Source organism: Rhizobium deserti (genome assembly GCF_004358025.1).
Lineage (GTDB): Bacteria > Pseudomonadota > Alphaproteobacteria > Rhizobiales > Rhizobiaceae > Neorhizobium > Neorhizobium deserti.
This window is the reverse complement of record NZ_SMTL01000001.1, coordinates 441,600-465,568: the sequence shown is the minus strand read 5'-3', so window position 1 is coordinate 465,568 and position 23,969 is coordinate 441,600. Positions and strand designations below refer to the sequence as shown.

Below are 23,969 nucleotides of genomic sequence, written 5' to 3'. Positions count from 1 at the left end.
CTCTGATGTGAAACAAGTGCCGACCGATGATGAATTACATCTAGGGCGTGCTGTTCGGATCGCCCTACACAGGCTGTTCAAGATTAATTTATCGCGGCCTTGAACGACAAGAGCCCGCCGTTGAGGGCGGGCCCGGCCAGTATGTCTGACGGGTTGATCAGTCGGCGAGGTCGGCCGGAACCTTGCCGCCGTTTTCGGCGAGCTTCTTCATCAGGGCCTTGTGCAGCCACACGTTCATGGTGGCGGAATCATCGGTATCGCCGGTGTAGTTCAGCTCATGTGCCAGTTCTTTGCGGGCGGTAAGGCTGGAATCCAGATCGAGCGCCTTCATCAGGTCGACGATCGATTTCCGCCATTCCAGCTTCTGGCCACTTTTCTTGACGGCTTGGTCAAGAATGGGTTCGATGTCGACGCTGCGGGCCGGCGAGGCTGCAGTGGGCGTGGCCGATGCGGCGGATGCCGTCGTCGATGCAGTCGGTGCAGGAGCGGAAGCCGGCGCAGGTGCCGAGGCGACCGAGGGAGTGGCAGCGGAAGGGGCGGGGTTCAAGGGCGCCGAGGTAGATGTGCGGCGGGCAGCGGGTTCAGCAGCAGTCGTTTCCGGCATGGGAGCCGCATGTGCCTCGCTGCCAAAAATGGCGTTCTTGATCTTGTCGAAAATGCTCATCGAATGTTTCCTTGCTTCTGTAGTTTCAGCAGGGAAACACCTTCGGGACTTCTTGTGTTCCGTGAAAAGAAGCCGCAGGCGGCACATGCCTGCGGCTTGTAGGATCAGGCCGCGCCCCAAATCGCTTCAGCCGTCTTGACGACCAGTTCGAGCTTGCGCGTCTGGTCGTCCTCGGTGATCGAATTGCCTTCTTCTGTCGAGGCGAAGCCGCATTGTGGGGCGATGCCGAGTTGGTCGAGATCCACATGTTTGGACGCTTCGTCGAAGTGGCGGCGGAGATGGTCGATAGTTTCGAGATCGCCGGTCTTGGTGGTGATGAAGCCCGGATAAACGCGCTGCTTGCCCTTCTGGAGCAGCCGTAGCGGCTGCAAGCCACCGGCCCGCTTGGTGTCGTATTCCATAAAGAACATGTCGACGCCGGTCTGGTTGAAGATTGCGTCGGCGGCTGCATCATAACCACCTTCGGCAGCCCAGGTGGAGCGGAAGTTGCCGCGGCACATATGCATGCCAATCAGCATGTCGGCCGGCCGATCTTTGATTGCCTCATGCATCATCCATGCATATTTGCCGATCAGCCAGTCGGGGTCGAAGCCTTCCGCCTGTTTCATGGCACGCTGCTTTTCGTCGCCCAGATAGGCGAAATAGATGTCGTCCATCTGCAGGTAGCGGCAGCCCGCTTCGTAGAACTTAGCGACCGCCTTGGCGTAGGTCCTCGCGAGGTCGGCAAACAGCGCTTCGACATCCTGATAGGCCGGCGGATGAATGTCGGACTTGGCGGTGCGGTAATGCGCAACGCTCGGCCCAGGGATGGAAATCTTCGGCGTCACCTTTGTATTGGCCGCCAGGAACCTGAAGTGGTCCAGCATCGGGTGATCGTCGGGGAAATCAAGTTCGCCAGTAATGGTCGGAAAGGTCGGTCGCAACTTGACGCCGTGAAATGTCACGCCCTTGTCTGCTTCCCGCTCGACCAGTTCGAAGCCATCAAGGTTGCCAAGGAAGTCATAGTGCCAGAACGAACGGCGTGCTTCGCCATCGGTGACGACCTTCAGTCCGACGCTCTCCTGCAGCCTGACGAGATCTTGAACCGCTTCATCCTCGACCGCCTTCAATTGCTCGGCCGAGATGCTCTTCTCGTCATAGAATTTCTTGCGCGCCTGCTTCACGGATGCGGGGCGGAGAAGCGAGCCGACATGATCGGCTCTATAAGGTGGTGTCGACATCGAAGTTCCTCCATTCGTTTCGCCAGAAGCGGAAGCCATTTGTCCTCGTCCGGCTTTTCATGCTGGTCCCGACTGCTGCAAAGAGGAGGCAAGCCTGCATGAACGGTCTCCAAAGCTGATTCCGCACACAGCGGCAAGCTATTGATCAAGCTCGCGTCTAGACCCCGAGCCCGGTCAGCATGATGAAGGTAGCAAACAGCACGAAGTGCGTCATGCCTTCGATCGCATTGGTGTGACCGTCATTGAGATTGATGGCCGCCGCAATTAGGGTGATGGCGACCATCACCGTTTGAACGGGGCTCATCGCCATGATGAAAGGCTGCCCTGTATACAAGGCAATGCCTTCCATGACGGGTACGGTCAGGATGACGGTGGAAAGCGATGCGCCCATGGCGATGTTGACCACGGACTGCATCCGATTGCGAAGGGCAGCACGCATGGCGGTGAGGATTTCCGGGGCGGCCGAAATCGCCGCGACCACGGCTGCCATAAGGGCCGGCGGGGCGCCCGATCCTTCCAAACCGGAATTCATGAAGGCGGACATGAATTCCGCCAGGACGCCGATGATGATGACGCCCGCCAGAATGATCGCAATGGAGAGCTTAGCCGATTCCTGTTCCGCATCCTGCTCGGCGTTTGGTTTCGCTCCGGGCGTCTTGGCACGGGGATAGGTATAGCTGAAGAAGTAGCTGTGCGGTCCCACCTGCATCTTCAGGAAGACGCCGTAAAGAGCGATCATGGCACCAATCGTAAAGGCCGAATAATAGTGCCAGCGATCAGGGGGGATGAACTCCGGCACGATCATGGAAATGCCCATCGCCGTCAGGATCATCACGCCGTAGGTGCGACTGGAGTCATCGTTATAGGGTTGTTCTCCATGCCTGAGGCCGCCCAGGAGCGCCGCAAGCCCGAGGATGCCGTTGATGTCCAGCATGACGGCGGAGTAGATCGTGTCGCGAACCAGGGTCGGCGAGGACGTGGTTCCCATCATGATTGCGAGGATCAGCACTTCCACCGCCACCGCCGAGAGCGTCAGGATCATCGTTCCGTAAGGATCGCCAACCTTGTGCGCCAGGACTTCAGCGTGGTGCGCAACGCGCGTCGATACCATAATGATGACGGCTACAAAGACGACGGCTGCGACAAGGGCCGCAGTCTTACCCAATTCAAGGATGGTGTGCTCGAACATGTAGCCGAGCAGGGCCGTTACGAGAGCGACGATAAGAAAGGCTTCCTGCTTCGCCAGAGATGACAAACGCACCAGTCGCTCCTGTTTTCGGTGTGGTCGGATCTAAGGCAGCAACTGTGGGCAGCAAGCAAGGTTCGCGCTGAAGGTAGAGGATTTGCGATAAATCGCCGTCGGTGCCATTATTCGACCGGCGGCCGGGAACCCATGCGGTGGCTTTTCACTTCTCCGCCACATACAGTTCGGATCGGCAAGATCCGCATGCCCATAAAAAGCAGGAGGGATTTATGACCAAGGTTGTCTACAAAGTCGTGCAGCATGACGGCGGCTGGGCCTACCGCCTCGGCGATGTTTTCTCCGAAACCTTCGCAACCCACGAAGATGCACTGCAGGCTGCACGAATCGTTGCTGCCGAGCAGCAGGTGGGTGGAGAGCCGGAAGAGATCAGCTGGCAGGATGCCAAAGGCGTTTGGCACACTGAACACAGCGATGGCGGGGACCGCCCCGAAGCCGATGTTGAAGACAGCGATGACGTAGAGACGTCTGCAGATGTTCGTCACGGACGCACGTAACGCAGAAGACCTGGGATTAGAGCAGCATAACCTTAAATGGCTCGTCGACTTTCTGGCGACGAGCCTTCGGCTCTGATCGACGATGCGGCTCGGGCAACGATCTTCAAGCTTTGAGACCATTGTGCCGTGCCCGGCGATGCCGGACACGGTATCGGTCAGGACTTAAGCAACGGATTCAAGTGCCGGATAATCCGTATAGCCCTTGGCGCCGCCGCCGTAGAAGGTGTTGCTGTCCGGCTTGTTGAGCGGAGCATTGTCCCGGAAGCGCTCGACAAGGTCCGGATTGGCGATGAACAGCTTTCCGAACGCGACGCCGTCTGCATAGCCGCTTCCCACGGCTTCGGTTGCGCTGTCGCGGTCATAGCCATTGTTAACGATCCAACCGCCCGTGCCGCCGGCCTTGCGATAGGCATCCTTCATTTCCTGGTAGTTGAACGGCGTGTCGCCTTGCTTATAGGCACGGTCGCCGCCCGTGGCGCCTTCGACCACGTGGATGAAAGCGAGGCCACGCGAGCCGAGCTTTTCCGCCACATAATTGAAGAGGGCCTGCGGCTGGACTTCGGTGATGTTGTTGGCCGGTGTTACCGGCGACAAGCGCAGGCCGACGCGACCGGCACCGATCTCCCTGGACACCGCATCGACCACTTCGAGCAGGAAGCGAGCACGGTTTTCGATCGAGCCGCCATATTCGTCGGTGCGCTGGTTGGCGCCGGACTTCAGGAACTGGTCGATCAGATAACCATTTGCCCCGTGTAGCTCGATACCATCAAAGCCTGCGTCGATGGCGGCGCGGGCGCCCTTGGCGAAATCATCGACGATGCCGGCAATCTCGGAAAGCTCGAGCGCACGCGGTGCAGAGGTTTCGGCAAAGGCACCGTTGCCGTTTTCATCAATGATGTACGTCTTGCCGCCGGCAGGGATCGCGGAAGGTGCGACGGGTGCGGCGCCGTCCGGCTGCAGCGAGACATGTGAGACGCGGCCGACATGCCAGACCTGGGTGACGATCTTGCCGCCCTTCTTGTGCACGGCATCAGTGACTTTCTTCCAGCCTTCGATCGCGGCGGGCAGGTAGAGGCCCGGCACGTCGGCATAGCCTTGGCCCTGCTGGGTGATAGGCGTGCCTTCGGTGATGATGAGGCCGGCGGTTGCCCGCTGTTCGTAATAGGTGGCGTTGAGGTCGTTGGGAATCGCCTTGGGCGAGCGATTGCGCGTCAGCGGCGCCATGATGATGCGGTTGGCAACTTCGATATCGCCAAACTTGGATGGGTCAAAAATATTGGCCATCGGAAATTCCTTTGCTGCAGTTTCGGGAGGTTGAAGCTCGGTCAGAGAGTTGATCCAAGCTCTTTAAGGAAGGCGGCAATGTTTTCTTCATCGCGGCGATAGAAAGCCCATTGTCCGACCCGGCTCGTGGTGAGCAGGCCCGCCTTTTCGAGCGTCGAAAGATGCGCAGAGACCGTGGACTGAGAGAGGCCGCAGCGCTTTTCGAACTGGTTGGCGCAAATTCCCATTTCGAGCGGGTGCGCCTGATTGCAAAAATGGCGTTCCGGCTCTTTCATCCATTCCAGGAATTCAACCCGAAGAGGGTGAGCGAGTGCCTTCAGAATTTCCGTTCTGTCCATAATGGGTGGATCTAATATCGGCATTATTCGATATGTAGATCGGAAATTCGCGATTTAAAGTGGGCGATCCCAAATCGTATGCTCACCAAAAAAATGGGCCGCCGGATCACTCCAGGGCCCACGAAGTGTGAAGGTCAAAAACCTCCAGAGGGGAACAGCCGGCGGACAACGGGGACGTCATCAAGTGCCGGCTGGATTCTATATGGGAACATTGGCTGCGGCCGACAAGGGGCGGGAACATCAAACTCGACGGCGCCGCCAAGTTCTGGGCAAAAAAAGAGGGCCACCGGATTTCTCCAGGGCCCTTTTAAGTGTGAAGGTCAAATAACCTCCAGAGGGGAACAGCTGCTGCGGTGGAACTGGGAGGAAAAAGCCACCATGTGCATCAGCTGTGGGCGATATGATGGTTTTTTGGGCATGGAACAATGCTCTTTTGTGCAGCACTGCTATGCTTGACGCGCATCGCTGCTGCCATAAAAGCTTCGCATCCACCAATTTCCACAACTTACTGAAGTCGCGAGGGGAATTTAAACCTGATTCGGAATCGGCTTCTAGAAGTTCCAGTTGCGAGCCTTCGCGACAATGAAGTCACGGAAAACTTTTAGCTTAGCGGCATTCTTCATTTCATCCGGATAACAGAAGTAAGTGTCGAAGGAGGGGATATCGGCGTTGATTGCCAGTTGGATGAGGCCAGGATCGCGGCCAACGATATAATCGGGCAAAACAGCGATGCCGATGCCAAGCAGGCAGGCCCGCTTGATCGAAGTCTGGCTGTTGATCTGTAGGTGAGGAACCCGCGTATTGTCCGAGGACCGCCCGGCATTTTCCAGCCAGTTGACGTCGAGGAGATAGTTCGGAGCCGGTTCCCCGAATGTGATGATCCTGTGGCTATCGAGATCGTCGATCGTCTGCGGCTCTCCGAAGCGGTTGATATAGGAGGGCGCGGCATAGACGTGCATGTGGACGGTGAACAGCTTTCGCTGGATGAGGTCCGACTGCTGCGGCTGGCGCAGGCGGATGGCACAATCCGCATGACGCATATTCACGTCCACTTCCTCGTTGTCGAGGATGAGCTGGATCGACATTTCCGGGTAAAGCTGCAGGAATTCCTGCACCTTGTCGGTCAGCCAGCCCTGGCCAAGACCAACCGTGGTCGTCACTCGCAGCTTGCCCGACGGCTTCTCCGTCGTTTCCGTCAGCTGAACCTTCACAGATTCGAGCTTCAGCAGAACATCATGGGCAGTTCGGTAAAGAAGCTCGCCCTGCTCGGTGAGGATCAGGCCGCGCGCATGGCGATGGAAGAGCTTTACCCCAACATCCTGTTCGAGCGCGCTGACCTGGCGGCTGATCGCCGACTGGGACAGATGCAGCTTGTCCGCCGCATGGGTAAAGGAACCCGCTTCGGCCGCTGCATGGAAAATGCGCAGTTTGTCCCAATCGAGAGGTACGACCATGCCTACTCCGCCGCTACGGCGACCGGCAGGATGCCGGCCAGGTATCGTTCAGCCTCAAGCGCTGCCATGCAGCCCATGCCGGCTGCGGTAATTGCCTGACGAAAAGTGTCGTCCGTAACGTCGCCGGCGGCAAACACGCCAGGAATGTCGGTGGCTGTTGAATCGGGCGCAGTCCAGAGATAGCCGCCCGGCTTCATCTTCAGCTTGTCCTTGAAAAGCTCGGTGGCCGGTGCGTGCCCGATGGCGACGAAGACGCCGTCGATCGCCTGCTCAGTCACCGTTCCGGTCAATGTATTGCGCAGCTTCACCCCTTCCACTGAAGGCGGCATGGGCGGCTTGGAAGGTTTGCCGGTGATTTCAGCCACCTCCGTATTCCACAGAACCTTGACGTTGGGGCGCTGGAACAGGCGTTCGCGGAGGATCTTTTCGGACCGGAAGCTATCGCGGCGATGGACGACCGTCACCGACCGGGCGATATTGGAAAGATAAAGAGCCTCCTCCACGGCGGAATTGCCGCCACCAACGACGATCACGTCCTTGTTGCGATAGAAGAAGCCGTCGCAAGTGGCGCAAGCGGAAACGCCGAAACCCTGGAAATGCTGCTCGCTTTCAAGCCCCAGCCATTTCGCTTTGGCACCCGTCGAGATAATGATCGTATCGGCGGTCCAGACGGCGCCGGAATCGGTGCGTATCGTGAACGGGCGGCGCGAGAGTTCCACCTCGGTGACCAGATCGTTGACGATCTCAGTACCTACGTGGGTCGCCTGCTTGAGCATCTGCTCCATCAGCCATGGGCCCTGGATAGGGTCTCCGAAGCCCGGATAGTTTTCCACGTCGGTGGTGATCATCAACTGGCCACCCTGTTCCATTCCGGCAATGAGAACAGGCCGCATCATCGCACGCGCCGCATAAATGGCGGCGGTGTAGCCGGCAGGGCCGGAACCGATGATGAGGACTTCTGTATGGCGGGGGGACATGATGGCAATTCCTTTCAAAGACCGACCAATGGCGCGTGGCGCCTTCCATATAGGAAGTCGAATATCGATCTGCCGCTTTTGACATGACATCTAAGAGTGATCCATGCAGCATTGCAAGGGCAGCTCTGCGTTAACAACAGGACAGTTGGCACGCGTCCGGCTGCAGTTGCTTCATCCTTGCGTTAAATGCTGTTTCCGCTAAAAGCCTTGCCAACTACAGGGGAAAGCCGTGCTCCGCGCCGAACTGGACGCCATTGACATCAAGATCCTGCGGGAACTGCAACGCGACGGCCGTATCACCAATGTCGAGCTCGCCGAGCGAGTCGGCATTTCGGCACCGCCATGCCTGCGCCGGGTGCGCAAGTTGGAGGAAGCGGGTGTCATCGAGGGTTATCACGCTCTCCTCAACGGTCCGAGGCTCGGCTTTGACCTCGTCGCCTTCTGCATGGTCGGTCTCAAGCGGCAATCGGATTCGGATCTGAAGGCGTTCGCAGCCAAGGTTCAGCAATGGCCTCTGGTGCGAGAAGCATGGATGGTCAATGGAGACAGCGACTTCCTGCTCCGCTGCGTGGCGGAAAACCTCACAGCCTTCCAGGATTTCGTGATCGAAGTGCTGACCGCCGATGAACATGTGGATACGGTCAGGACCATGCTGACCATCCGGCAGGTCAAGCAGCTTGGATTGGTGGAAGTCTAGGGCAAATGTCGAAGCTTCCGATCTCGGCTTTCATTATCTGCCAGAACGAGGAAGCCTATCTCGGCAACTGTCTCGAGAGCCTTGCCGACTTCTCCGAGATCGTCATTGTCGATTCCGGCTCGACCGATGGAACAATCGATTTCATTCGCTCCTATATCGACAAAGGATGGCCCATTCGCCTCTTTGAGGAGACCTGGCGTGGCTATGCTGCCCAGAAACAATTCGCACTTCAACAGTGCCAGCAGCCCTGGTGCTTCAACATCGATTCGGACGAACGCCTCGATGCCGCCTTGCGCAAGCTGCTGCCGGAGTTGATCCGGGCGCCTTCGGAGTTGAGCGGCTGGCGCGTCGCCCGCCGGCCTTACCTGATAGGCTACGGCTATACTCCCGCGCATGTGAAGGAGCGCAAGAATTTGCGGCTCATCCGCAAGGGCAGGGGCGCCTATGATCTGAGCCAGGCGGTTCATGAGGGCATCGTTGCCGAGGGTCAGGTTGGAAAGGCGGCAAGCGGCAGCCTGCTGCATTACCGCCCGCTGATCATCGACGAGCAGATCCTCAAGGAAAACAAGTACTCAACCCTGAAGGCGGACCAGCAGTTCAAGGCAGCTAAGAAACCACGGCTGCTCAAGCTCGTCTTCTCCCCGCTGGCTTACTTCCTGCGCCTCTATTTCAGGAATGGTTTGTGGCGTTGCGGCAGATCCGGCTATGTCGAGGCCATGACTGGCGCCGTCTACGCCTTCCTCACTCAGGCCAAGCTCTACCAGCGGACGGTTCTCAAAACACGGCCAAACCGCGATGACGCGGGTGCTCACTGAAAGCAGATCGCCATGAAGGTCATGCATATCCATTTCGGCAAGGAAGGCGGCGCGGAGCGCTTCTTTGTCAACCTCGTCAATGCGCTGCACGACCGCGGCGTCGAGCAGCGCATGCTGATCCGCCCGGACCGCAGCTGGCAAAAGGACGCCGAAAGATGCGGTGTCGTCTATAAAGGTGTGTTCAGGCGCATTTCCCTGTCGCGCTTCATCCTTTCGGCCCGCATGAACCGGATACTCAAGGAGTTCCGGCCGGACGTCATCATGTCCTGGCAATTGCGGGCGAGCCGGTTCATGCCCGATTACGGCAAAGCACGACGTATCTCCCGTCTCGGTGATTACCCCGAACATCTCGGCTATTACCGCCATTCCGAAACCCTTGTCTGCATCACGCCGGATATTGCTGAAAAGGTGCGGGCGCTGGGCTGGCAGCGCGGCGTGGAGGTGATCCCGAACTTCACCCGAGCCGTGCCATCTGCGCCGATCGCAAGGGATGACTTGCAGACCCCGGCCGATGCGTTCGTGGTGCTGGGCATGGGCCGCTTCGTGAAGCGCAAGGGTTTTGACACGCTGATCCGCGCGGTCTCCAAGCTCGACAACGCTTATCTTTGGCTGCTCGGTGATGGACCCGAACGGGAAAACCTGGAGGCTCTCTCCAAGGAGCTCGGATTGGAAAGCCGCATCCGCTTTCCGGGATGGCAAACGGATGCCTACGCCTATCTGGCCGCGGCCGATGCTTTTGCCGTGACCTCGCTGCATGAGCCGCTAGGGAATGTCTGTTTTGAAGGCTGGGGGGCCGGCAAGCCGACGGTCTCGTCCCGCGCCGAGGGACCTTCCTGGGTGATGACCGATGGCCAGGATGCGCTGATGGTCGACTGCGGTAATGTCGATCAGCTCGCGGCGGCACTCGGTCGGTTGCGGGATGATGCCGGCCTCAGGCAGAGGCTCGTTGACGGCGGGCGACATACGTTGGAACATCGCTTTTCCGAGGAAGCGATCGCCGGAGCCTATCTGCGACTGTTCGGCACCGGGTCGAGCGCTCCATGAAGGTGATGCATTTCCATTTCGGCAAGGATGGCGGAGCGGAGCGTTTCTTTACCCATTTCGTCAACGCGCTCGCCCGTCGTCATGTCGAGCAGACCAGCGTCATTCGCCCGGTCAGAACTTGGCGCAGGGATATCGAAGCGTCGACCCGGATCATCGAAAGTCATTTCCGCAATCTTTCGCTCGACCGGATTCTGCTGCCGCGCAAGGTGATGCGCCTAGCACGACGTGAAAAACCGGACGCGCTGATGGCCTGGGCGCCGAGGGCTAGCGAGCTGATGCCCGCCTATCCCGGCTGCATAAAGATATCGCGTCTTGGAGACTATCCGTTGCGGCTCGATTACTTCCGCAACACGGATGTCATCGTTGCCAACACGCCCGGCATAGCGGATCAGGTGCGGGCGCTTGGATGGACACGGCGGGTGCAAGTCATTTCCAATTTCACCGATACCCAGCAAGTCGCGCCAATTGATCGGGCGGCCGTCGATACGCCCGAAGACGTGCCTGTGATCATGTCCATGGGCCGCTTCGTCGAGCGCAAGGGCTTCCGCACGCTGATCGAGGCGGTGGCAAAGTTGCGGGATGTCTGGCTTTGGCTTGCTGGCGAGGGGGAAGAGCGCGAGGCGCTGGAAGCGCTGACGCGGGAACTCAAAATGGAGCACCGGGTGCGTTTTCTGGGCTGGCAGAACGATGCTCGCCCTTATGTCGCTGCAGCGGATATCTTTGTTATGCCGTCAAACCACGAGCCGCTCGGCAATGTCATTCTTGAAGCCTGGGCACAGAAGCGTCCGGTCGTTTCCTCACGCTCCGAAGGCCCCAGTTGGTTCATGCGGGACGGCGAAAACGGCCTGATGGCCAAGATTGGAGATGCCGATGGATTTGCGGGCGCCATCGCCACCCTCCTCGCCGACAATGCCCTGAGGCAGGCGGTTATCGCAGGCGGATACAAAACGCTGATGCGGCAGTTTTCCGAGGCTGCCGTTTGTGACGCTTATCTGGAGCTTTTCAGGCAGAAACCGTGAGCCGGTAAAAATTACCGAGTGCCCGAGCCTCGCCTTCTATGCTGAAATGAGCGGCCGCATGGGCGCGTGCGCGGCTGGAAGCTGCCTCGCGACGGTTTTGATCCTCCATGAATGCTGAAGCAGCATCCGCCATGGCCTCAAGATTATCACGTGGGATGATCACGCCCGTTTCCGCTTCGTCGGTAACAATCAGCTCCGGAAAGGCACCGACATCGGTTGCGATTACCGGGACGCCGGTCGCCATGGCTTCCAGCGGCGTCAGTCCAAAACCTTCCCATCGCTGTGGCGCAATGAAAAGGTCGAGCGCCCGGTACCACTCGTTGATGTCCGTATGTTCGCCGACAAACAGGATGCGGTCGGCCAATCCCGCCGCTTTGACCTTCGCCTTCAGGCTGTTCTCGAACTCCACATGTGGACCGGTTGCACGGCCGGCAATGACACCGATCCAGTCCGGGCGGTCCGGCAGAACACGGATCATCGTATCCACGAAAAGGTCCGTGCCCTTCTGGTGTCGTACCCGACCGAAACAGCCGACCACTTTCCTTTGCGGATCGAGCCCGCGTGCCCGCTTTGCCTCCGCTTTCTCGGCAGGGGGAGAAAACCGCTCAGTGTCGATTCCATGCAGGATCAATGTGCTGGGAACGACAAGGTAGTCGGCGGTCTTGCCGCTCGTGGCGATCACGCCGTCCATTTTCGAGATCAGCCATCTCGTCCAGCCGGTATGACGGCGCTGGGAGGCGGAAGTGAAGACGATCTTCAGCGGCATGCGCAGGATGTCTCGCATGATGATGGCCGGCAGCATCTCGATATTGCGGCGCGCATGCCACAGGCGCAGGCGCTTGCCGGACGGAGGGCGCCAGAGCCGGATCAGGTCCGAATATCGCAGATGCGGCAGCTCGGCAGGAAGGCCAGGGCCGAGTGTTGCCACCTTTTGCCCCAGCGCCCGTTGAACCGGCACGAGTTGGATGATCGTCGACGTGACGCCGGACAGCCGCCGCTTGAAATTCGGCACGATGACCTCGACGTCACGGATATCGACAATGGCCGGCGGGCCGGCTTCCTGCACTGGAGATCAGCCCCAGGAGACGGCCAGGATCTCGTACGCCTTGGAGCCACCCGGTGCAACGACCTCGATGGACTCGCCGGCTTCCTTGCCGATCATGGCGCGCGCGATCGGGGAGGAGATGGAAATGCGGCCGGATTTGACGTCCGCTTCCTGATCGCCAACGATCTGATAGGTCTTTTCTTCTTCGGTATCCTCGTCAACGAGCTTGACGGTCGCGCCGAACTTGATCTTCGAACCGGACATTTTGGTGAGGTCGATGACCTCGGCCCGTGCCGTTAGATCTTCGAGCTCCGTGATGCGGCCTTCATTGTGGCTCTGGGCTTCCTTCGCCGCATGATATTCGGCATTTTCCGACAGGTCGCCATGGGCGCGGGCTTCGGCAATTGCTTCGATGATACGGGGACGCTCCTCCTGCTGACGCCAGCGCAGTTCTTCCTGCAGATTGGCGAAGCCGCTCGGCGTCATCGGTACCTTATCAACCATTTCATTGTCCTTCAGACTCATGCCCGCGGTTGCCGCGGACACAAAAAGAAACAGGTTCCGGAGCAAAACTTCGGAACCATCGCAGCATCAGAATTTAGGTCACTATAACAGAATTTCGACAGCTTCCGCCAGGAAATTTCAAATTCAGTCAGCGAGCCCCCTCCGGCAATATGTGAGTTCAAGCCGTTTCGATTGTCAATGTCTTGACTTCATCATCAAGAACATTTAGTGAACGCGCTAATGAAGAAGTCGCTGAAAGAAAGATTGGCGGTCCTGTCGGATGCCGCTAAATATGATGCTTCCTGTGCCTCCAGCGGTACGGTCAAACGCGATTCCTCTGTTTCGGGTGGGCTTGGGTCCACCGAGGGCTCCGGGATCTGTCATGCCTATGCGCCTGACGGGCGTTGCATCTCGCTTCTCAAGATCCTGCTCACCAATTTCTGCATCTACGATTGCGCCTACTGCATCAATCGATCTTCGAGCAATGTGGAACGGGCGCGGTTTACCCCGGAAGAGGTGGTCTGGCTGACGCTGGAATTCTACCGCCGCAATTATATCGAGGGCCTGTTCCTGTCCTCCGGGATCATCCGATCGTCCGATCATACGATGGAGGAGATGGTACGTATCGCCCGGGATTTGCGGACGGTGCATAACTTCCGCGGCTACATTCACCTCAAAACCATTCCCGAAGCATCGGCGCATCTGATCGAGGAAGCGGGCCTTTATGCGGACCGCCTCTCAATCAACATCGAGCTGCCGACCGATGCGGGCATCGGCAAATTCGCTCCGGAAAAGCGGCCTGACAATATTCGCCGATCCATGGGCGAACTACGGCTGAAGATGGAGGAGATGGCTGATCCGACATTGCAGACGAAGCGGCGCAAGAAGTTCGCCCCCGCGGGCCAGAGCACGCAGATGATCGTCGGTGCCGACGGGGCGAGCGACGCAACCATCCTTGGCACCAGCGCTCGTCTTTATGGCAGCTATGGTTTGAAGAGGGTTTATTACTCCGCCTTCAGCCCCATACCGGATTCGTCTAAGAACCTGCCGCTGATCAAGCCGCCCCTGATGCGTGAACACCGGCTTTACCAGGCGGACTGGCTTTATCGTTTCTACGGTTTCGATATTGGTGAAATTACCTCGACACAATCAGACGGCATGCTGGACCTCGATCTCGACCCGAAGCTTGTGTGGGCTTTGGGACATCGAGAGCAATTTCCGGTGGATGTGAACAAGGCGGAGCGGGAAATCCTGCTGAGGGTGCCCGGGCTCGGAACGAAGACGGTCAAGAGCATCCTGTCGGCGCGTCGCTTCCGGAGGCTTCGGCTGGAAGATCTTAAGCGGCTTGGCGTGTCGCTCAAGAAGATCCAGCCGTTTATCACTGCGGAAGGGTGGACGCCGCACCGGCTGGTGGACCGCACGGATCTGAGTGCCATGTTTGCGCCCAGGCCGGAACAGCTTTCGCTGCTATGAGATATCGGTTTTCGCTGAGGGGCAGAGGCGATCCGACCGAGTGGCGGGAGGCGGCGCGAGCCTTCCTGCTTGCCGGCATCGTGCCGGATTTCGTCGAATGGCGAACGATGGACGATGCCGATGGCTTGTTCGGCTTCGATGACAACCATCGTCCGCCACCTTATCCGGATCATCCGCCGGCCAATGTGCCGGCAGCTTTCGTCAAGCTCGCAGAAGCGGTGCTCTGTCATTCCGACCCGACCCGGTTTGCGCTGCTCTACCGGATGCTGTTCCGGCTGGTGCATGACCGTCATCTGCTGCAGATGGCCTCTGATGCGGATGTGGTGGCGGCCCGACGAATGGCCAAGTCGGTGGGCCGCGACTACCACAAGATGACCGCCTTCGTTCGCTTCAAGGAATTGCCGATGCCGGCGGATTTGGCCGGCCGGCGGCGCTTTCTTGCCTGGTTCGAGCCCGATCATTTTATCGTCGCCCGCGTGGCGCCCTTTTTCCAGCGTCGCTTCAACGATATGGACTGGCTGATCGCAACGCCGAAGGGGTCTGCGTCCTGGGACGGCGAAACTTTGCGCGTGACGGACGAGCCTGCGGAAAAGCCCGACTTGCGCGACGAAACGGACGAGCTGTGGCGAACCTATTACGCTTCCATCTTCAACCCGGCACGGTTGAAGGTGAAAATGATGACCAAGGAGATGCCGAAGAAATACTGGAAGAACCTGCCCGAGGCGGAGCTTATTCCAAGCCTGATCGCCAATGCGGAGGCAAATGTCATGGACATGGCACGAAGGGCGGCAAGCGAGCCCCTACCGTTTCATCACCGCATTCAGGAGGCGGCTGCCAAAGTGCCGGCGGCGCCCAAGGCGCCTGCGGGAACAATCGCCGCGCTGAAGGAAGAGGCGCGCAGCTGCACGCGCTGCGACATCTATTGCCGGGCAACGCAGACTGTCTTTGGCGACGGCCCGCCGGATGCGAAGGTGATGTTTGTGGGCGAGCAACCGGGCGATCAGGAGGATTTGGCGGGCAGACCGTTTGTCGGACCTGCGGGCAAGCTTTTCAATGATGTCATCGGCGAAGTCGGGATCGACCGAAATTCGCTCTACATCACCAATGCCGTCAAGCACTTCAAATACGAGCCGCGCGGCAAGCGGCGCATCCACCAGAAGCCGAATATGGGTGAGGTGCGGCAATGCCGTTGGTGGCTGACCCAGGAGCTCGAACTGGTGAAGCCGAAACTCGTCGTCGCCATGGGTGCGACCGCGCTCTTTGCGCTGACCGACATGAGGCAGAAGCTAGAGGATGTCCGGGGCGAGCCGATCGCCATGGAGGACGGTAGAACATTGTTCGTCACTGTCCACCCCTCCTACCTGCTCCGCATCCCGGACGAGGGCCGGAAAGCGGAGGAGCTTGTCCGGTTCAGGGAAGACATGAATCGGATCAAGCGCTTGGCGGCATAGGCGCAGAAGCTGATTCAGGCGGTTCAGAAACGAAGTGAGGATTGGCAGGCAGGTTCGGCGGAGAATAGCCACTGGCAGCCATCCGAGTCTGCACCGACGGGTGGAGCATGGCGCCGTGAGGAATGCGGCGATGGTCGCGGAGCGGGAAATATTGACCGCCCTGCTTGCCTTGCCTGCGCCAGGAGTGTTCGGGAATGCGGCGCGGAAGATATTCCAGGACGTTCCAGGCTGCCGTCATCGAATCATGAAGCCGGGCAGCCGGATCGAGCCTTGTATATCGCGACCTGGCCGGCAGACCACGGACGACGTCATTGATGGTCGCCAGTTTGTAGATCAGCTGGGTTTCGGACGTTTCGCGGATCATCCAGTCGAGCGGGATCTTAATCTGGCCGCTCTCCGCTTCCGGATAACCGCCGCCGATATCGCCATGGACGCCGGCAAACCAGACTTCCTTGAAGTTTTGTTTCGCAGCGACCGGCTTGAAAGGACTGCCGCGATAATCCTGGTCCGGCGTCCAAAGTTCCGGCTGGAACATGGTGCGGCGCTCATCGATCGCTACCGCGTGCCTCACCCATTCGACACTGGGGTTCCTCCGCGTGAAGGGATGCGTCTTGAACTGCAGGCCCGTCTTGCCATGTTCGAGCAACGAAGCGACCGTGTCGAACAATCCAAGCAGCTTGATCGGCGGCCGGTCGTTGCGGAGCATCCGCTCATAAAGACGCATGGACGCGAAGGCTGATGCCTTCGAAAAGTCATCTGCCGCATGCCCGGGATCGCCTTGTTCCTGACCAGGGATCCCCTTGTAGGTCCGGTAGGCATAGTCGAGCAGGTTCAGGTGATTGCGGCTCATCAGCCCGAAGGCATGGATAAAGCCGGCCAGCACGCGGGCCGAATAGGCGCCCCGGCTGAAGCCGAAAATGTAGATGCGGTCTCGATCCGGGTGCCGCTCTCCTTCCGATGGGCCGCGGTCATAGTTCTCGACGAGGAATCGATAGGCTTCCTTCACATTATGGTCGAGGCCCCAGCCGGTCGCCAGACCGATGAACTCGTAGAAATTGCGGGATAGGCCCGACCAGTCGTCCTCCGCGCCGAAAGTGCCGACGCCCGGATCGTAATAAACGATCTGCCGGCTGGAACGCTCGAGGCATCCGAACAGCCTGAGGATGTTGGTGCGGTCCGCCGATATTTCGTTCGAGGTGCCGTCGAACAGTAGGACGATATTCTTGGACATCATGTCCTCCACCGTCGAACAACCTATCATCGATCGGATGCGCCGAGAATGGCATGTTCGCGTGACAGCCGGGATCAGCCGGTCTTGCTATAGCTGGCCGCGACCGGCTTTGATTCCGGGGAGCCGCGAAACCGCAGGAAGATCGAAAGGACCACCAGGACCAGGGTGGAGAGGAACTCGGACTGCCAGTTCTGGAAGGACTCGAACCAGAATTGCGCCGAAACCAGATGCTCGAGGATCGTTGCAACAGGCTGCTGATGGCGCAATGCTTCCTCGTTCGCCTGCTGCGCACTGTTGACGAGATGCAGGACGAAGGAGACGACGAACAGAAGAGCCAGGACGAGCCCCAATGAATAGGAATAGACGCCGCGCCAAGCCGGCCCCCAGCGGACCGGTCCCGGCGCGTCTGGATCCAAGGCATGATCGGCCGGATCCTGGTCGACCTCGTTGTGCTCCTGGTCCGGATCCTTCGATTCCGCCGAGCCCTTCTGGTAGAGGAAGGCGGTGAGGCAGACATACATGGACATCTGCAGGAATTCGCTTTCCCAATTCTCGAAAAGAGCGGACAGGAAATCGGCAGAAGTGGCATAGGCCCAAAAGCTCTGTGCCGCGGCGCCATGCTGTAGCGCCTCGTCGTTGCTCACATGCCAGCCACTGAGCATCATGCCTGCTATCGTTAGCAGGGTTGCTGATGCAAGAACGAGGCTTAGCCCATGATTACGCAGAAATCTCATCGACTGACCACCTCGCTCCCTTCTCGGATCCGCGCTTATGCGAAGAGGAGGGAGAACGTGCTGACAGTTTGACAGTTCCGCCCGACAACCGGGCGGAACTGAGCTCGGGCCGATGTCAGAAATAGCTCTGCAGCGGGCGCACTTCGAGACTGCCGGCCTTCAGAGCCTTGATCGCCAGGGCAGCGGCTTCGGCGCCCGCCATGGTGGTGTAATAGGGCACTTTCTGCATCAGCGTCGCGCGGCGCAGGGACTTGGAGTCGGAAATCGCCTTGTTGCCGTCGGTCGTGTTGATGACCAGCTGGACCTGGCGATTGCGGATCGCATCCTCGATATGCGGACGGCCTTCCAGCACCTTGTTGATCTTGGTGGAAGCGATACCCTGTTCTGCCAGAAAGCGAGCCGTGCCGCCGGTGGCGAGAACCTTGAAGCCGCTCTCCGTCAGGATCCGGATGGCTGGCAGGACGCGGGTCTTGTCCTCGTCTCGCACGGATACGAAAACGGTTCCGTTGCGCGGCAGTTCGACACCGGCGCCGAGCTGCGATTTGGCAAAGGCCAGCGCGAAATCGGTATCGAGGCCGATGACTTCGCCGGTAGAACGCATTTCCGGTCCAAGCAGGATGTCGACACCCGGAAACTTGGCGAAGGGGAAGACGGCTTCCTTGACGGCAATGTGCTTCAGGTTGCGGGGGTCGGGCTTCTTGCCATAGGCGGCAAAGGTCGCATCCAGCTTCTCGCCGGCCATGACGCGGGCGGCGATCTTGGCAATCGGCGCGCCGATCGTCTTGGCAACGAAAGGCACGGTCCGCGAGGCACGCGGATTGACTTCCAGTACGTAGACGATGCCGTCCTTGATGGCAAACTGGACGTTCATCAGGCCAACGACCTGCAGAGCCTTGGCCATGGCCTTCGACTGGCGCTCCAGTTCGTCGATCATTTCGGAGGATAAGGTGCGCGGCGGCAGCGAGCAGGCACTGTCGCCCGAATGGATGCCGGCTTCCTCGATATGCTCCATGATGCCGGCCACATAAACGTCGGTGCCGTCGCAGAGGCAGTCGACATCGACTTCGATCGCATTGGTCAGGTAGCTGTCGAAGAGAAGCGGGTTCTTGCTGAGCAGGGTATTGATCTGGCCGGTCTTGTCGTTCGGATAACGCTGCTTGATGTCTTCCGGCACAAGGCCCGGCACCGTATCGAGCAGATAGCTCTGCAGCATGGATTCCGAATGAATGATCTGCATGGCGCGGCCGCCGAGCACGTAGGACGGGCGCACGACCAGCGGGAAGCCGATTTCGGACGCGACGAGGCGGGCCTGTTCGACCGAATAGGCGATGCCGTTGTTCGGCTGGTTCAAATCGAGCTTCATCAGCAGTTTCTGGAAGCGGTCGCGGTCTTCGGCGAGGTCGATCATGTCGGGCGCCGTGCCGAGGATCGGAATGCCGTTCTTTTCCAGCGCTTCGGCGAGCTTCAGCGGGGTCTGGCCGCCGAACTGGACGATAACGCCGACGACTTCGCCCTTTTCCTGCTCGGCCCGCAGGATCTCGATGACGTCTTCGGCCGTCAGAGGCTCGAAATAGAGACGGTCGGAGGTGTCGTAGTCGGTGGATACAGTTTCCGGGTTGCAGTTGATCATAATCGCTTCAAAGCCGGCATCCTTCAGCGCGAAGGCGGCGTGGCAGCAGCAATAGTCGAACTCGATGCCCTGGCCGATGCGGTTCGGACCGCCGCCGAGGATGACGACCTTCCGGGCGGTCGAGACTTCGGCTTCCGAACGCAGTGCGCCGACGAAAGGCGTTTCGTAGGTCGAATACATGTAGGCGGTCGGGGAGGCGAATTCGGCGGCGCAGGTGTCGATGCGCTTGAACACCGGGCGGACGTTCAGCGCGTTGCGCAATTCGGCCACTTCCTTCGGGCGCCGGCCGGTGAGGCTTGCGAGCCGGGCATCGGAAAAGCCCATAGCCTTCAGCATGCGCAGGTTTTCCGCATCACCAGGCAGGCCGTGCTCGCGGATGCGGGCCTCCATGTCGATGAGATCCTTGAGCTGCGCGATGAACCACGGGTCGATCTTGCAGGCTTCATGCACTTCGCCTTCGGTCAAACCGAGACGCAGAGCCTGGGCAACCATGCGCAGGCGGTCCGGGGTCGGCGTGCCGATCGCGGCACGGATGGCGTTCTTGGAGTTTTCACCATCCTCAAGGCCGGGGATTTCGATTTCGTCGAGGCCGGTCAGCCCGGTTTCCAGGCCGCGCAGTGCCTTCTGCAGCGATTCGGCAAAGGTGCGGCCGATCGCCATGACTTCGCCGACCGACTTCATCGCGGTGGTGAGGATCGGCGAGGCGCCCGGAAATTTCTCGAAGGCGAAGCGCGGGATCTTGGTGACGACATAGTCGATCGACGGTTCGAAAGAGGCCGGCGTCGCGCCGCCGGTGATGTCGTTTTCCAGCTCGTCGAGCGTGTAGCCGACCGCGAGCTTGGCCGCGACCTTGGCAATCGGGAAGCCCGTCGCCTTGGAGGCGAGAGCGGAGGAACGGGAAACGCGCGGGTTCATCTCGATGACGACCAAGCGGCCGTCCTTCGGATTGACGGCAAACTGAACGTTCGAGCCGCCGGTTTCGACGCCGATCTCGCGCAGCACCGCGATCGAGGCGTTGCGCATGATCTGGTATTCCTTGTCGGTCAGCGTCAGCGCCGGCGCTACCGTGATCGAGTCGCCCGTGTGGACGCCCATCGGATCGATATTCTCGATCGAGCAGATGATGATGCAATTGTCCGCCGTGTCGCGGACCACTTCCATCTCGTATTCCTTCCAGCCCAGCACCGATTCCTCGATGAGCACTTCGGTGGTGGGCGACGCGTCGAGGCCGGAGCCGACGATCTCGAAGAATTCGGAGCGGTTATAGGCGATGCCGCCGCCGGTGCCGCCGAGCGTGAAGGAGGGGCGGATGATGGCCGGAAGGCCGACCACATCGATCGCCTGGGCGGCAATCGCCATGGCATGGCTCATGTAGCGCTGCTTGCGGTCGCTTTCGCCGAGATTCCACTGGTTTTCGAGCGCATCCAGCGCCTTGTCAAGATCATCGCCGGAAAGGCTGTCGCGCAGCTTGACCCGCTCAGCCTCATGGGTCTTGCGATCGGCATCCTTGATGTCGGTGGCGTTGGCCAGCATCGACTTGGGTGTCTCGAGCCCGATGCGCTTCATGGCTTCGCGGAACAGGGCGCGGTCTTCGGCCATGTCGATGGCGGCAGGCTTGGCGCCGATCATCTCGACATTGTAGCGGTCGAGCACGCCCATGCGCTTCAACGACAGTGCCGTGTTGAGCGCCGTCTGGCCACCCATGGTCGGCAGCAGCGCGTCCGGGCGTTCCTTGGCGATGATCTTGGCGACCACTTCCGGGGTGATCGGCTCGACATAAGTCGCGTCGGCAAGGCCCGGATCGGTCATGATGGTCGCCGGGTTGGAATTGACCAGGATGACCCGGTAGCCTTCCTCGCGCAGCGCCTTGCAGGCCTGGGTTCCGGAATAATCGAATTCACATGCCTGGCCAATGACAATCGGACCCGCGCCGATGATGAGGATCGATTTGAGGTCTTGGCGCTTGGGCATGGTTCTATCCGCTTCTTTTCCTGCGCGAAAAGCCGGCACGGTGGGAAAGCACCGGGTCGGGTCACGCGCGTCTGTTCTTTTCAGGCTAGACGCGGCTTATAGGCAAATCTTGGCACCAACGGAACCCCATAATTGCTGAAATAACAGGAAATCGACATGACGCCCGAAGACCGCACGGCACGAAAACGGTCAACCGTACCGGAAGCCGGCGACGTGACATAGACAGCGTCGATCGGCTTGATTACAGCTCGCACAAACGACTTGAGCAAGGGCCATGGGTGATTGACCGCTTGCGCGGAGAAGATCCCATGAGTGATGCCACGATCAATTCCACCGCTTCTGCAGAGGTGACCGTACTTCCGATCATCCTGGCGGTCAGCTTCTGCCACATGATCAACGACATCATGCAATCTATGATCTCGTCGATCTATCCGATGCTGAAGACTGACTATGCACTCGACTTCTGGCAGATCGGCATGCTGACGCTTGCCTTCCAGTGCACGGCGTCGCTCCTCCAACCAGTGATCGGCATCGTCACCGACAAGAAGCCCTATCCCTATTCTTTGCCGGTCGGCATGGGTTCTACATTGGTCGGGCTGTTCATGCTGGCCGGCGCCCATAGCTATTCGATGCTGGTCGTCGCCTCCTGCCTCATCGGCATCGGATCGGCAGTCTTTCATCCCGAATCGTCGCGTGTGGCGCGACTGGCTTCGGGCGGACGCTACGGCTTCGCCCAGGCGACATTCCAGGTGGGCGGCAATTTCGGACAGTCGATCGGACCGCTGCTGGCGGCCTTCATCATCGTTCCGAACGGGCAGGGCAGCGTTGCGTGGTTCTCGATCGGTGCCATAGTCGGGATTCTCGTTCTTGCCTGGGTGGCGCGGTGGTACCAGGCCCATATGCTGGCCAACAAGGGCCGCAAGAAAGTGCTGCAGGCCCATAACCTGTCGAAGCGGACCGTTGCGGTTTCGCTTTCAATCCTTGCTCTGCTTACTTTTTCCAAGAACGCCTATATGGCGTCGATCGGCAGCTACTATACTTTCTTCGTGATAGAGCGTTTTGCCGTCGGCGTGCAGCAGTCGCAGATCATGTTGTTCATCTTTCTCGGTGCCGTGGCGCTCGGCACGGTGGTCGGCGGCCCCATCGGCGACCGGTTCGGTTCCAAGGTCGTCATCTGGTTCTCGATCCTCGGCGTGCTGCCCTTCACGCTCGCCATGCCCTATGCCAACTTGCCGGTGACGATCGGGCTCTCGGCGATCATCGGTTTCATCATGGCTTCGTCCTTCCCGGCCATCGTCGTGATGGCGCAGGAACTGGTTCCCGGCCGGGTCGGCATGATTGCTGGGATCTTCTTCGGCATTGCGTTCGGGATCGGCGGGATCGCTGCAGCCGTGCTCGGCGTGTTCGCGGATCGCTACGGAATCGGCTTCGTTTATACGATCTGCTCGTTCCTGCCGATGCTCGGCCTCCTGACGGTGTTCCTGCCGGGCAGAACGCAATTACGCGCCGCCTAAAGATCAGCATTCTTATTTATCTGATCGCCGACGGATCGCCTTTGCTCCGCGCGGCGTTATATCGGCCAAGCGCGATCAGACGGATAGGAGATAAAAGATGGAATGGAGAGGCCGCCGGCAATCGGACAATGTCGAGGATCAACGGGGCGCTTCCATGGGAAGCGGCTTGGGGCGGGGTGGCTTCAGGATCCCCGTCGGCGGGAGCCGCGGCGGCGGATTGGGGATAGGCGGTATCGTCGTCGTGCTGATCATCTGCTGGATTACCGGCATCAACCCAATGACGCTGCTGTCGGGTGGCGACATCGGCATGGGCGACAGCGGATATGAGCAGCCGACGACGCCGCGTGCACCGGCAAATGACGAGATGACGTCCTTCGTGCGTACTGTGCTGGCGGAAACCGAGGATACTTGGAAAACCATCTTTGCAGCGAATGGCCAGACATATCAGGATCCGACGCTGGTTTTGTTCTCCGGACAGGTTAATTCGGCCTGCGGTTTCGCCTCGTCTGCCACTGGCCCGTTCTACTGCCCGAACGACCAGAAGCTTTATCTGGACACGGACTTTTTCCAGGAACTGCAGAACCGTTTTGAGGCCTCGGGTGATTTTGCCGAAGCCTATGTGATCGCTCACGAGGTTGGGCATCATGTCCAGAATCTCACAGGCATCCTGCCAAAATTCAACCAGGCCCGCGCGCGAATGAGCGAGGCCGATGCCAACCGCATGTCGGTACGGGTCGAGCTGCAGGCCGATTGCTTTGCCGGCGTCTGGGGCAAGTACACCGACCAGAAGGGCATACTGAGCAAGGGCGATCTGGAAGAAGCGCTCAATGCGGCCCAGCAGATCGGCGACGATACGCTGCAAAAGCGCAGCCAGGGCTATGTGGTTCCGGAAAGCTTCAACCACGGAACCTCGGCTCAGCGGATGACCTGGTTCCGCCGTGGTTTTGAGAGCGGCGACATGAAGGCTTGCGATACCTTCTCCGGAAATGTGTAGGCACATCAAGGCGAAGGCCGCAGCTTAGAAGACTTGAGGCGAGGTGGGTGAGACCTGTCTCGCCTCCAGTCGGGTGGGATTTCGCCTGCCGGCAGTCATCAGATTTGTTGAACACGGGCGCAAAAATCGTGGTGCATTGACGCCCGACCTTG

At 59.4% G+C, this 23,969-nt stretch carries 21 protein-coding genes; 9 read left to right on the top strand and 12 right to left on the bottom strand.

What is annotated here, in order from left to right:
- Positions 1–157 precede the first annotated feature (157 nt).
- The 3 genes from E2F50_RS02275 to E2F50_RS02265 form a co-directional block, all read right to left on the bottom strand.
- Positions 158–664 carry a DUF3597 domain-containing protein gene (locus E2F50_RS02275; RefSeq protein WP_133314436.1) on the bottom strand — a complete coding sequence of 169 codons (507 nt, stop codon included), beginning with the start codon at positions 662–664 and terminating at the stop codon, positions 158–160.
- A 104-nt stretch (positions 665–768) separates the two neighbouring features.
- A complete protein-coding gene (locus E2F50_RS02270; RefSeq protein ID WP_133314435.1) occupies positions 769–1,884 on the bottom strand; it encodes a 5-methyltetrahydropteroyltriglutamate--homocysteine S-methyltransferase in 1,116 nt (371 codons plus the stop codon).
- Positions 1,885–2,041: 157 nt separating this feature from the next.
- Positions 2,042–3,145, bottom strand: coding sequence for a calcium:cation antiporter (locus tag E2F50_RS02265; protein ID WP_133314434.1), 1,104 nt, complete (start codon positions 3,143–3,145; stop codon positions 2,042–2,044).
- Between the two features lie 212 nt (positions 3,146–3,357).
- Between E2F50_RS02265 and E2F50_RS02260 the strand changes: the two genes are divergently transcribed.
- The gene (locus E2F50_RS02260; protein WP_133314433.1) at positions 3,358–3,642 is read left to right on the top strand and encodes a DUF2188 domain-containing protein; all 285 of its coding nucleotides are present in this window, start codon (positions 3,358–3,360) and stop codon (positions 3,640–3,642) included.
- Between the two features lie 162 nt (positions 3,643–3,804).
- Here the strand turns inward: E2F50_RS02260 and E2F50_RS02255 are convergent, their stop codons facing one another.
- The 4 genes from E2F50_RS02255 to trxB form a co-directional block, all read right to left on the bottom strand.
- Positions 3,805–4,926, bottom strand: a complete 1,122-nt coding sequence (locus E2F50_RS02255; protein ID WP_133314432.1) for an alkene reductase — start codon at positions 4,924–4,926, stop codon at positions 3,805–3,807.
- Positions 4,927–4,967: 41 nt separating this feature from the next.
- Positions 4,968–5,264 carry an ArsR/SmtB family transcription factor gene (locus E2F50_RS02250; protein ID WP_133314431.1) on the bottom strand — a complete coding sequence of 99 codons (297 nt, stop codon included), beginning with the start codon at positions 5,262–5,264 and terminating at the stop codon, positions 4,968–4,970.
- 551 nt (positions 5,265–5,815) lie between these two features.
- Positions 5,816–6,718, bottom strand: coding sequence for a LysR family transcriptional regulator VtlR (locus E2F50_RS02245; RefSeq protein ID WP_133314430.1), 903 nt, complete (start codon positions 6,716–6,718; stop codon positions 5,816–5,818).
- Between the two features lie 2 nt (positions 6,719–6,720).
- Complete coding sequence (trxB, locus tag E2F50_RS02240) at positions 6,721–7,695, bottom strand: thioredoxin-disulfide reductase (protein WP_133314429.1); 975 nt, start codon at positions 7,693–7,695, stop codon at positions 6,721–6,723.
- A 229-nt stretch (positions 7,696–7,924) separates the two neighbouring features.
- Here trxB and E2F50_RS02235 point away from each other — a divergent pair, with 229 nt between their 5' ends.
- The 4 genes from E2F50_RS02235 to E2F50_RS02220 are packed head-to-tail and all read left to right on the top strand — an operon-like array spanning position 7,925 to position 11,270.
- Entirely contained in the window at positions 7,925–8,392 is a 468-nt protein-coding gene (locus E2F50_RS02235; protein WP_133314428.1) for an Lrp/AsnC family transcriptional regulator, read from the top strand.
- 5 nt (positions 8,393–8,397) lie between these two features.
- On the top strand, positions 8,398–9,207 hold the full coding sequence (locus tag E2F50_RS02230; protein WP_133314427.1) for a glycosyltransferase family 2 protein: 810 nt from the start codon (positions 8,398–8,400) through the stop codon (positions 9,205–9,207).
- A gap of 12 nt (positions 9,208–9,219) precedes the next feature.
- Positions 9,220–10,251, top strand: coding sequence for a glycosyltransferase (locus tag E2F50_RS02225; protein ID WP_133314426.1), 1,032 nt, complete (start codon positions 9,220–9,222; stop codon positions 10,249–10,251).
- On the top strand, positions 10,248–11,270 hold the full coding sequence (locus E2F50_RS02220) for a glycosyltransferase (RefSeq protein ID WP_133314425.1): 1,023 nt from the start codon (positions 10,248–10,250) through the stop codon (positions 11,268–11,270). The genes E2F50_RS02225 and E2F50_RS02220 overlap by 4 nt, the downstream gene beginning before the upstream one ends.
- On the opposite strand, the gene E2F50_RS02215 is transcribed toward E2F50_RS02220, so the two are convergent.
- Together E2F50_RS02215 and greA are read right to left on the bottom strand one after the other, a co-directional pair.
- Positions 11,254–12,312, bottom strand: coding sequence for a glycosyltransferase family 4 protein (locus tag E2F50_RS02215; protein WP_133315197.1), 1,059 nt, complete (start codon positions 12,310–12,312; stop codon positions 11,254–11,256). The genes E2F50_RS02220 and E2F50_RS02215 overlap by 17 nt on opposite strands.
- Before the next feature lie 30 nt (positions 12,313–12,342).
- Positions 12,343–12,819 carry a transcription elongation factor GreA gene (greA, locus tag E2F50_RS02210; protein ID WP_161973954.1) on the bottom strand — a complete coding sequence of 159 codons (477 nt, stop codon included), beginning with the start codon at positions 12,817–12,819 and terminating at the stop codon, positions 12,343–12,345.
- Positions 12,820–13,059: 240 nt separating this feature from the next.
- Between greA and E2F50_RS02205 the strand changes: the two genes are divergently transcribed.
- Positions 13,060–14,292 (top strand): putative DNA modification/repair radical SAM protein, encoded by a 1,233-nt coding sequence (locus E2F50_RS02205; RefSeq protein WP_133315195.1) that lies wholly within the window; start codon positions 13,060–13,062, stop codon positions 14,290–14,292.
- Positions 14,289–15,743 carry a UdgX family uracil-DNA binding protein gene (locus tag E2F50_RS02200; RefSeq protein ID WP_133314424.1) on the top strand — a complete coding sequence of 485 codons (1,455 nt, stop codon included), beginning with the start codon at positions 14,289–14,291 and terminating at the stop codon, positions 15,741–15,743. Before E2F50_RS02205 ends, E2F50_RS02200 begins: the two co-directional genes overlap by 4 nt.
- Here the strand turns inward: E2F50_RS02200 and E2F50_RS02195 are convergent.
- From E2F50_RS02195 to carB, 3 genes are all read right to left on the bottom strand, one after another.
- The gene (locus tag E2F50_RS02195; RefSeq protein ID WP_133315194.1) at positions 15,724–16,974 is read right to left on the bottom strand and encodes a T6SS phospholipase effector Tle1-like catalytic domain-containing protein; all 1,251 of its coding nucleotides are present in this window, start codon (positions 16,972–16,974) and stop codon (positions 15,724–15,726) included. The two genes, E2F50_RS02200 and E2F50_RS02195, sit on opposite strands and share 20 nt — an antisense overlap.
- Before the next feature lie 74 nt (positions 16,975–17,048).
- Positions 17,049–17,708, bottom strand: coding sequence for a DUF6766 family protein (locus E2F50_RS02190; RefSeq protein WP_133314423.1), 660 nt, complete (start codon positions 17,706–17,708; stop codon positions 17,049–17,051).
- A 115-nt stretch (positions 17,709–17,823) separates the two neighbouring features.
- The gene (carB, locus tag E2F50_RS02185; RefSeq protein WP_133314422.1) at positions 17,824–21,309 is read right to left on the bottom strand and encodes a carbamoyl-phosphate synthase large subunit; all 3,486 of its coding nucleotides are present in this window, start codon (positions 21,307–21,309) and stop codon (positions 17,824–17,826) included.
- 308 nt (positions 21,310–21,617) lie between these two features.
- On the opposite strand from carB, the gene E2F50_RS02180 reads away from it, so the two are divergent.
- Positions 21,618–22,823 carry an MFS transporter gene (locus E2F50_RS02180; protein ID WP_133314421.1) on the top strand — a complete coding sequence of 402 codons (1,206 nt, stop codon included), beginning with the start codon at positions 21,618–21,620 and terminating at the stop codon, positions 22,821–22,823.
- A 97-nt stretch (positions 22,824–22,920) separates the two neighbouring features.
- Entirely contained in the window at positions 22,921–23,817 is an 897-nt protein-coding gene (gene ypfJ, locus E2F50_RS02175; RefSeq protein WP_133314420.1) for a KPN_02809 family neutral zinc metallopeptidase, read from the top strand.
- Positions 23,818–23,969: the final 152 nt, after the last annotated feature.

Excerpts from the sequence above, each read along its gene's own strand:
- E2F50_RS02275 (WP_133314436.1), bottom strand. The coding sequence starts at position 664 with ATGAGCATTTTCGACAAGATCAAGAACGCCATTTTTGGCAGCGAGGCA.
- E2F50_RS02270 (WP_133314435.1), bottom strand. The coding sequence starts at position 1,884 with ATGTCGACACCACCTTATAGAGCCGATCATGTCGGCTCGCTTCTCCGC.
- E2F50_RS02260 (WP_133314433.1), top strand. The coding sequence starts at position 3,358 with ATGACCAAGGTTGTCTACAAAGTCGTGCAGCATGACGGCGGCTGGGCC.
- E2F50_RS02255 (WP_133314432.1), bottom strand. The coding sequence starts at position 4,926 with ATGGCCAATATTTTTGACCCATCCAAGTTTGGCGATATCGAAGTTGCC.
- E2F50_RS02250 (WP_133314431.1), bottom strand. The coding sequence starts at position 5,264 with ATGGACAGAACGGAAATTCTGAAGGCACTCGCTCACCCTCTTCGGGTT.
- E2F50_RS02245 (WP_133314430.1), bottom strand. The coding sequence starts at position 6,718 with ATGGTCGTACCTCTCGATTGGGACAAACTGCGCATTTTCCATGCAGCG.
- trxB (WP_133314429.1), bottom strand. The coding sequence starts at position 7,695 with ATGTCCCCCCGCCATACAGAAGTCCTCATCATCGGTTCCGGCCCTGCC.
- E2F50_RS02230 (WP_133314427.1), top strand. The coding sequence starts at position 8,398 with ATGTCGAAGCTTCCGATCTCGGCTTTCATTATCTGCCAGAACGAGGAA.
- E2F50_RS02225 (WP_133314426.1), top strand. The coding sequence starts at position 9,220 with ATGAAGGTCATGCATATCCATTTCGGCAAGGAAGGCGGCGCGGAGCGC.
- E2F50_RS02220 (WP_133314425.1), top strand. The coding sequence starts at position 10,248 with ATGAAGGTGATGCATTTCCATTTCGGCAAGGATGGCGGAGCGGAGCGT.
- greA (WP_161973954.1), bottom strand. The coding sequence starts at position 12,819 with ATGGTTGATAAGGTACCGATGACGCCGAGCGGCTTCGCCAATCTGCAG.
- E2F50_RS02205 (WP_133315195.1), top strand. The coding sequence starts at position 13,060 with ATGAAGAAGTCGCTGAAAGAAAGATTGGCGGTCCTGTCGGATGCCGCT.
- E2F50_RS02200 (WP_133314424.1), top strand. The coding sequence starts at position 14,289 with ATGAGATATCGGTTTTCGCTGAGGGGCAGAGGCGATCCGACCGAGTGG.
- E2F50_RS02195 (WP_133315194.1), bottom strand. The coding sequence starts at position 16,974 with ATGTCCAAGAATATCGTCCTACTGTTCGACGGCACCTCGAACGAAATA.
- E2F50_RS02190 (WP_133314423.1), bottom strand. The coding sequence starts at position 17,708 with ATGAGATTTCTGCGTAATCATGGGCTAAGCCTCGTTCTTGCATCAGCA.
- carB (WP_133314422.1), bottom strand. The coding sequence starts at position 21,309 with ATGCCCAAGCGCCAAGACCTCAAATCGATCCTCATCATCGGCGCGGGT.
- E2F50_RS02180 (WP_133314421.1), top strand. The coding sequence starts at position 21,618 with ATGAGTGATGCCACGATCAATTCCACCGCTTCTGCAGAGGTGACCGTA.
- ypfJ (WP_133314420.1), top strand. The coding sequence starts at position 22,921 with ATGGAATGGAGAGGCCGCCGGCAATCGGACAATGTCGAGGATCAACGG.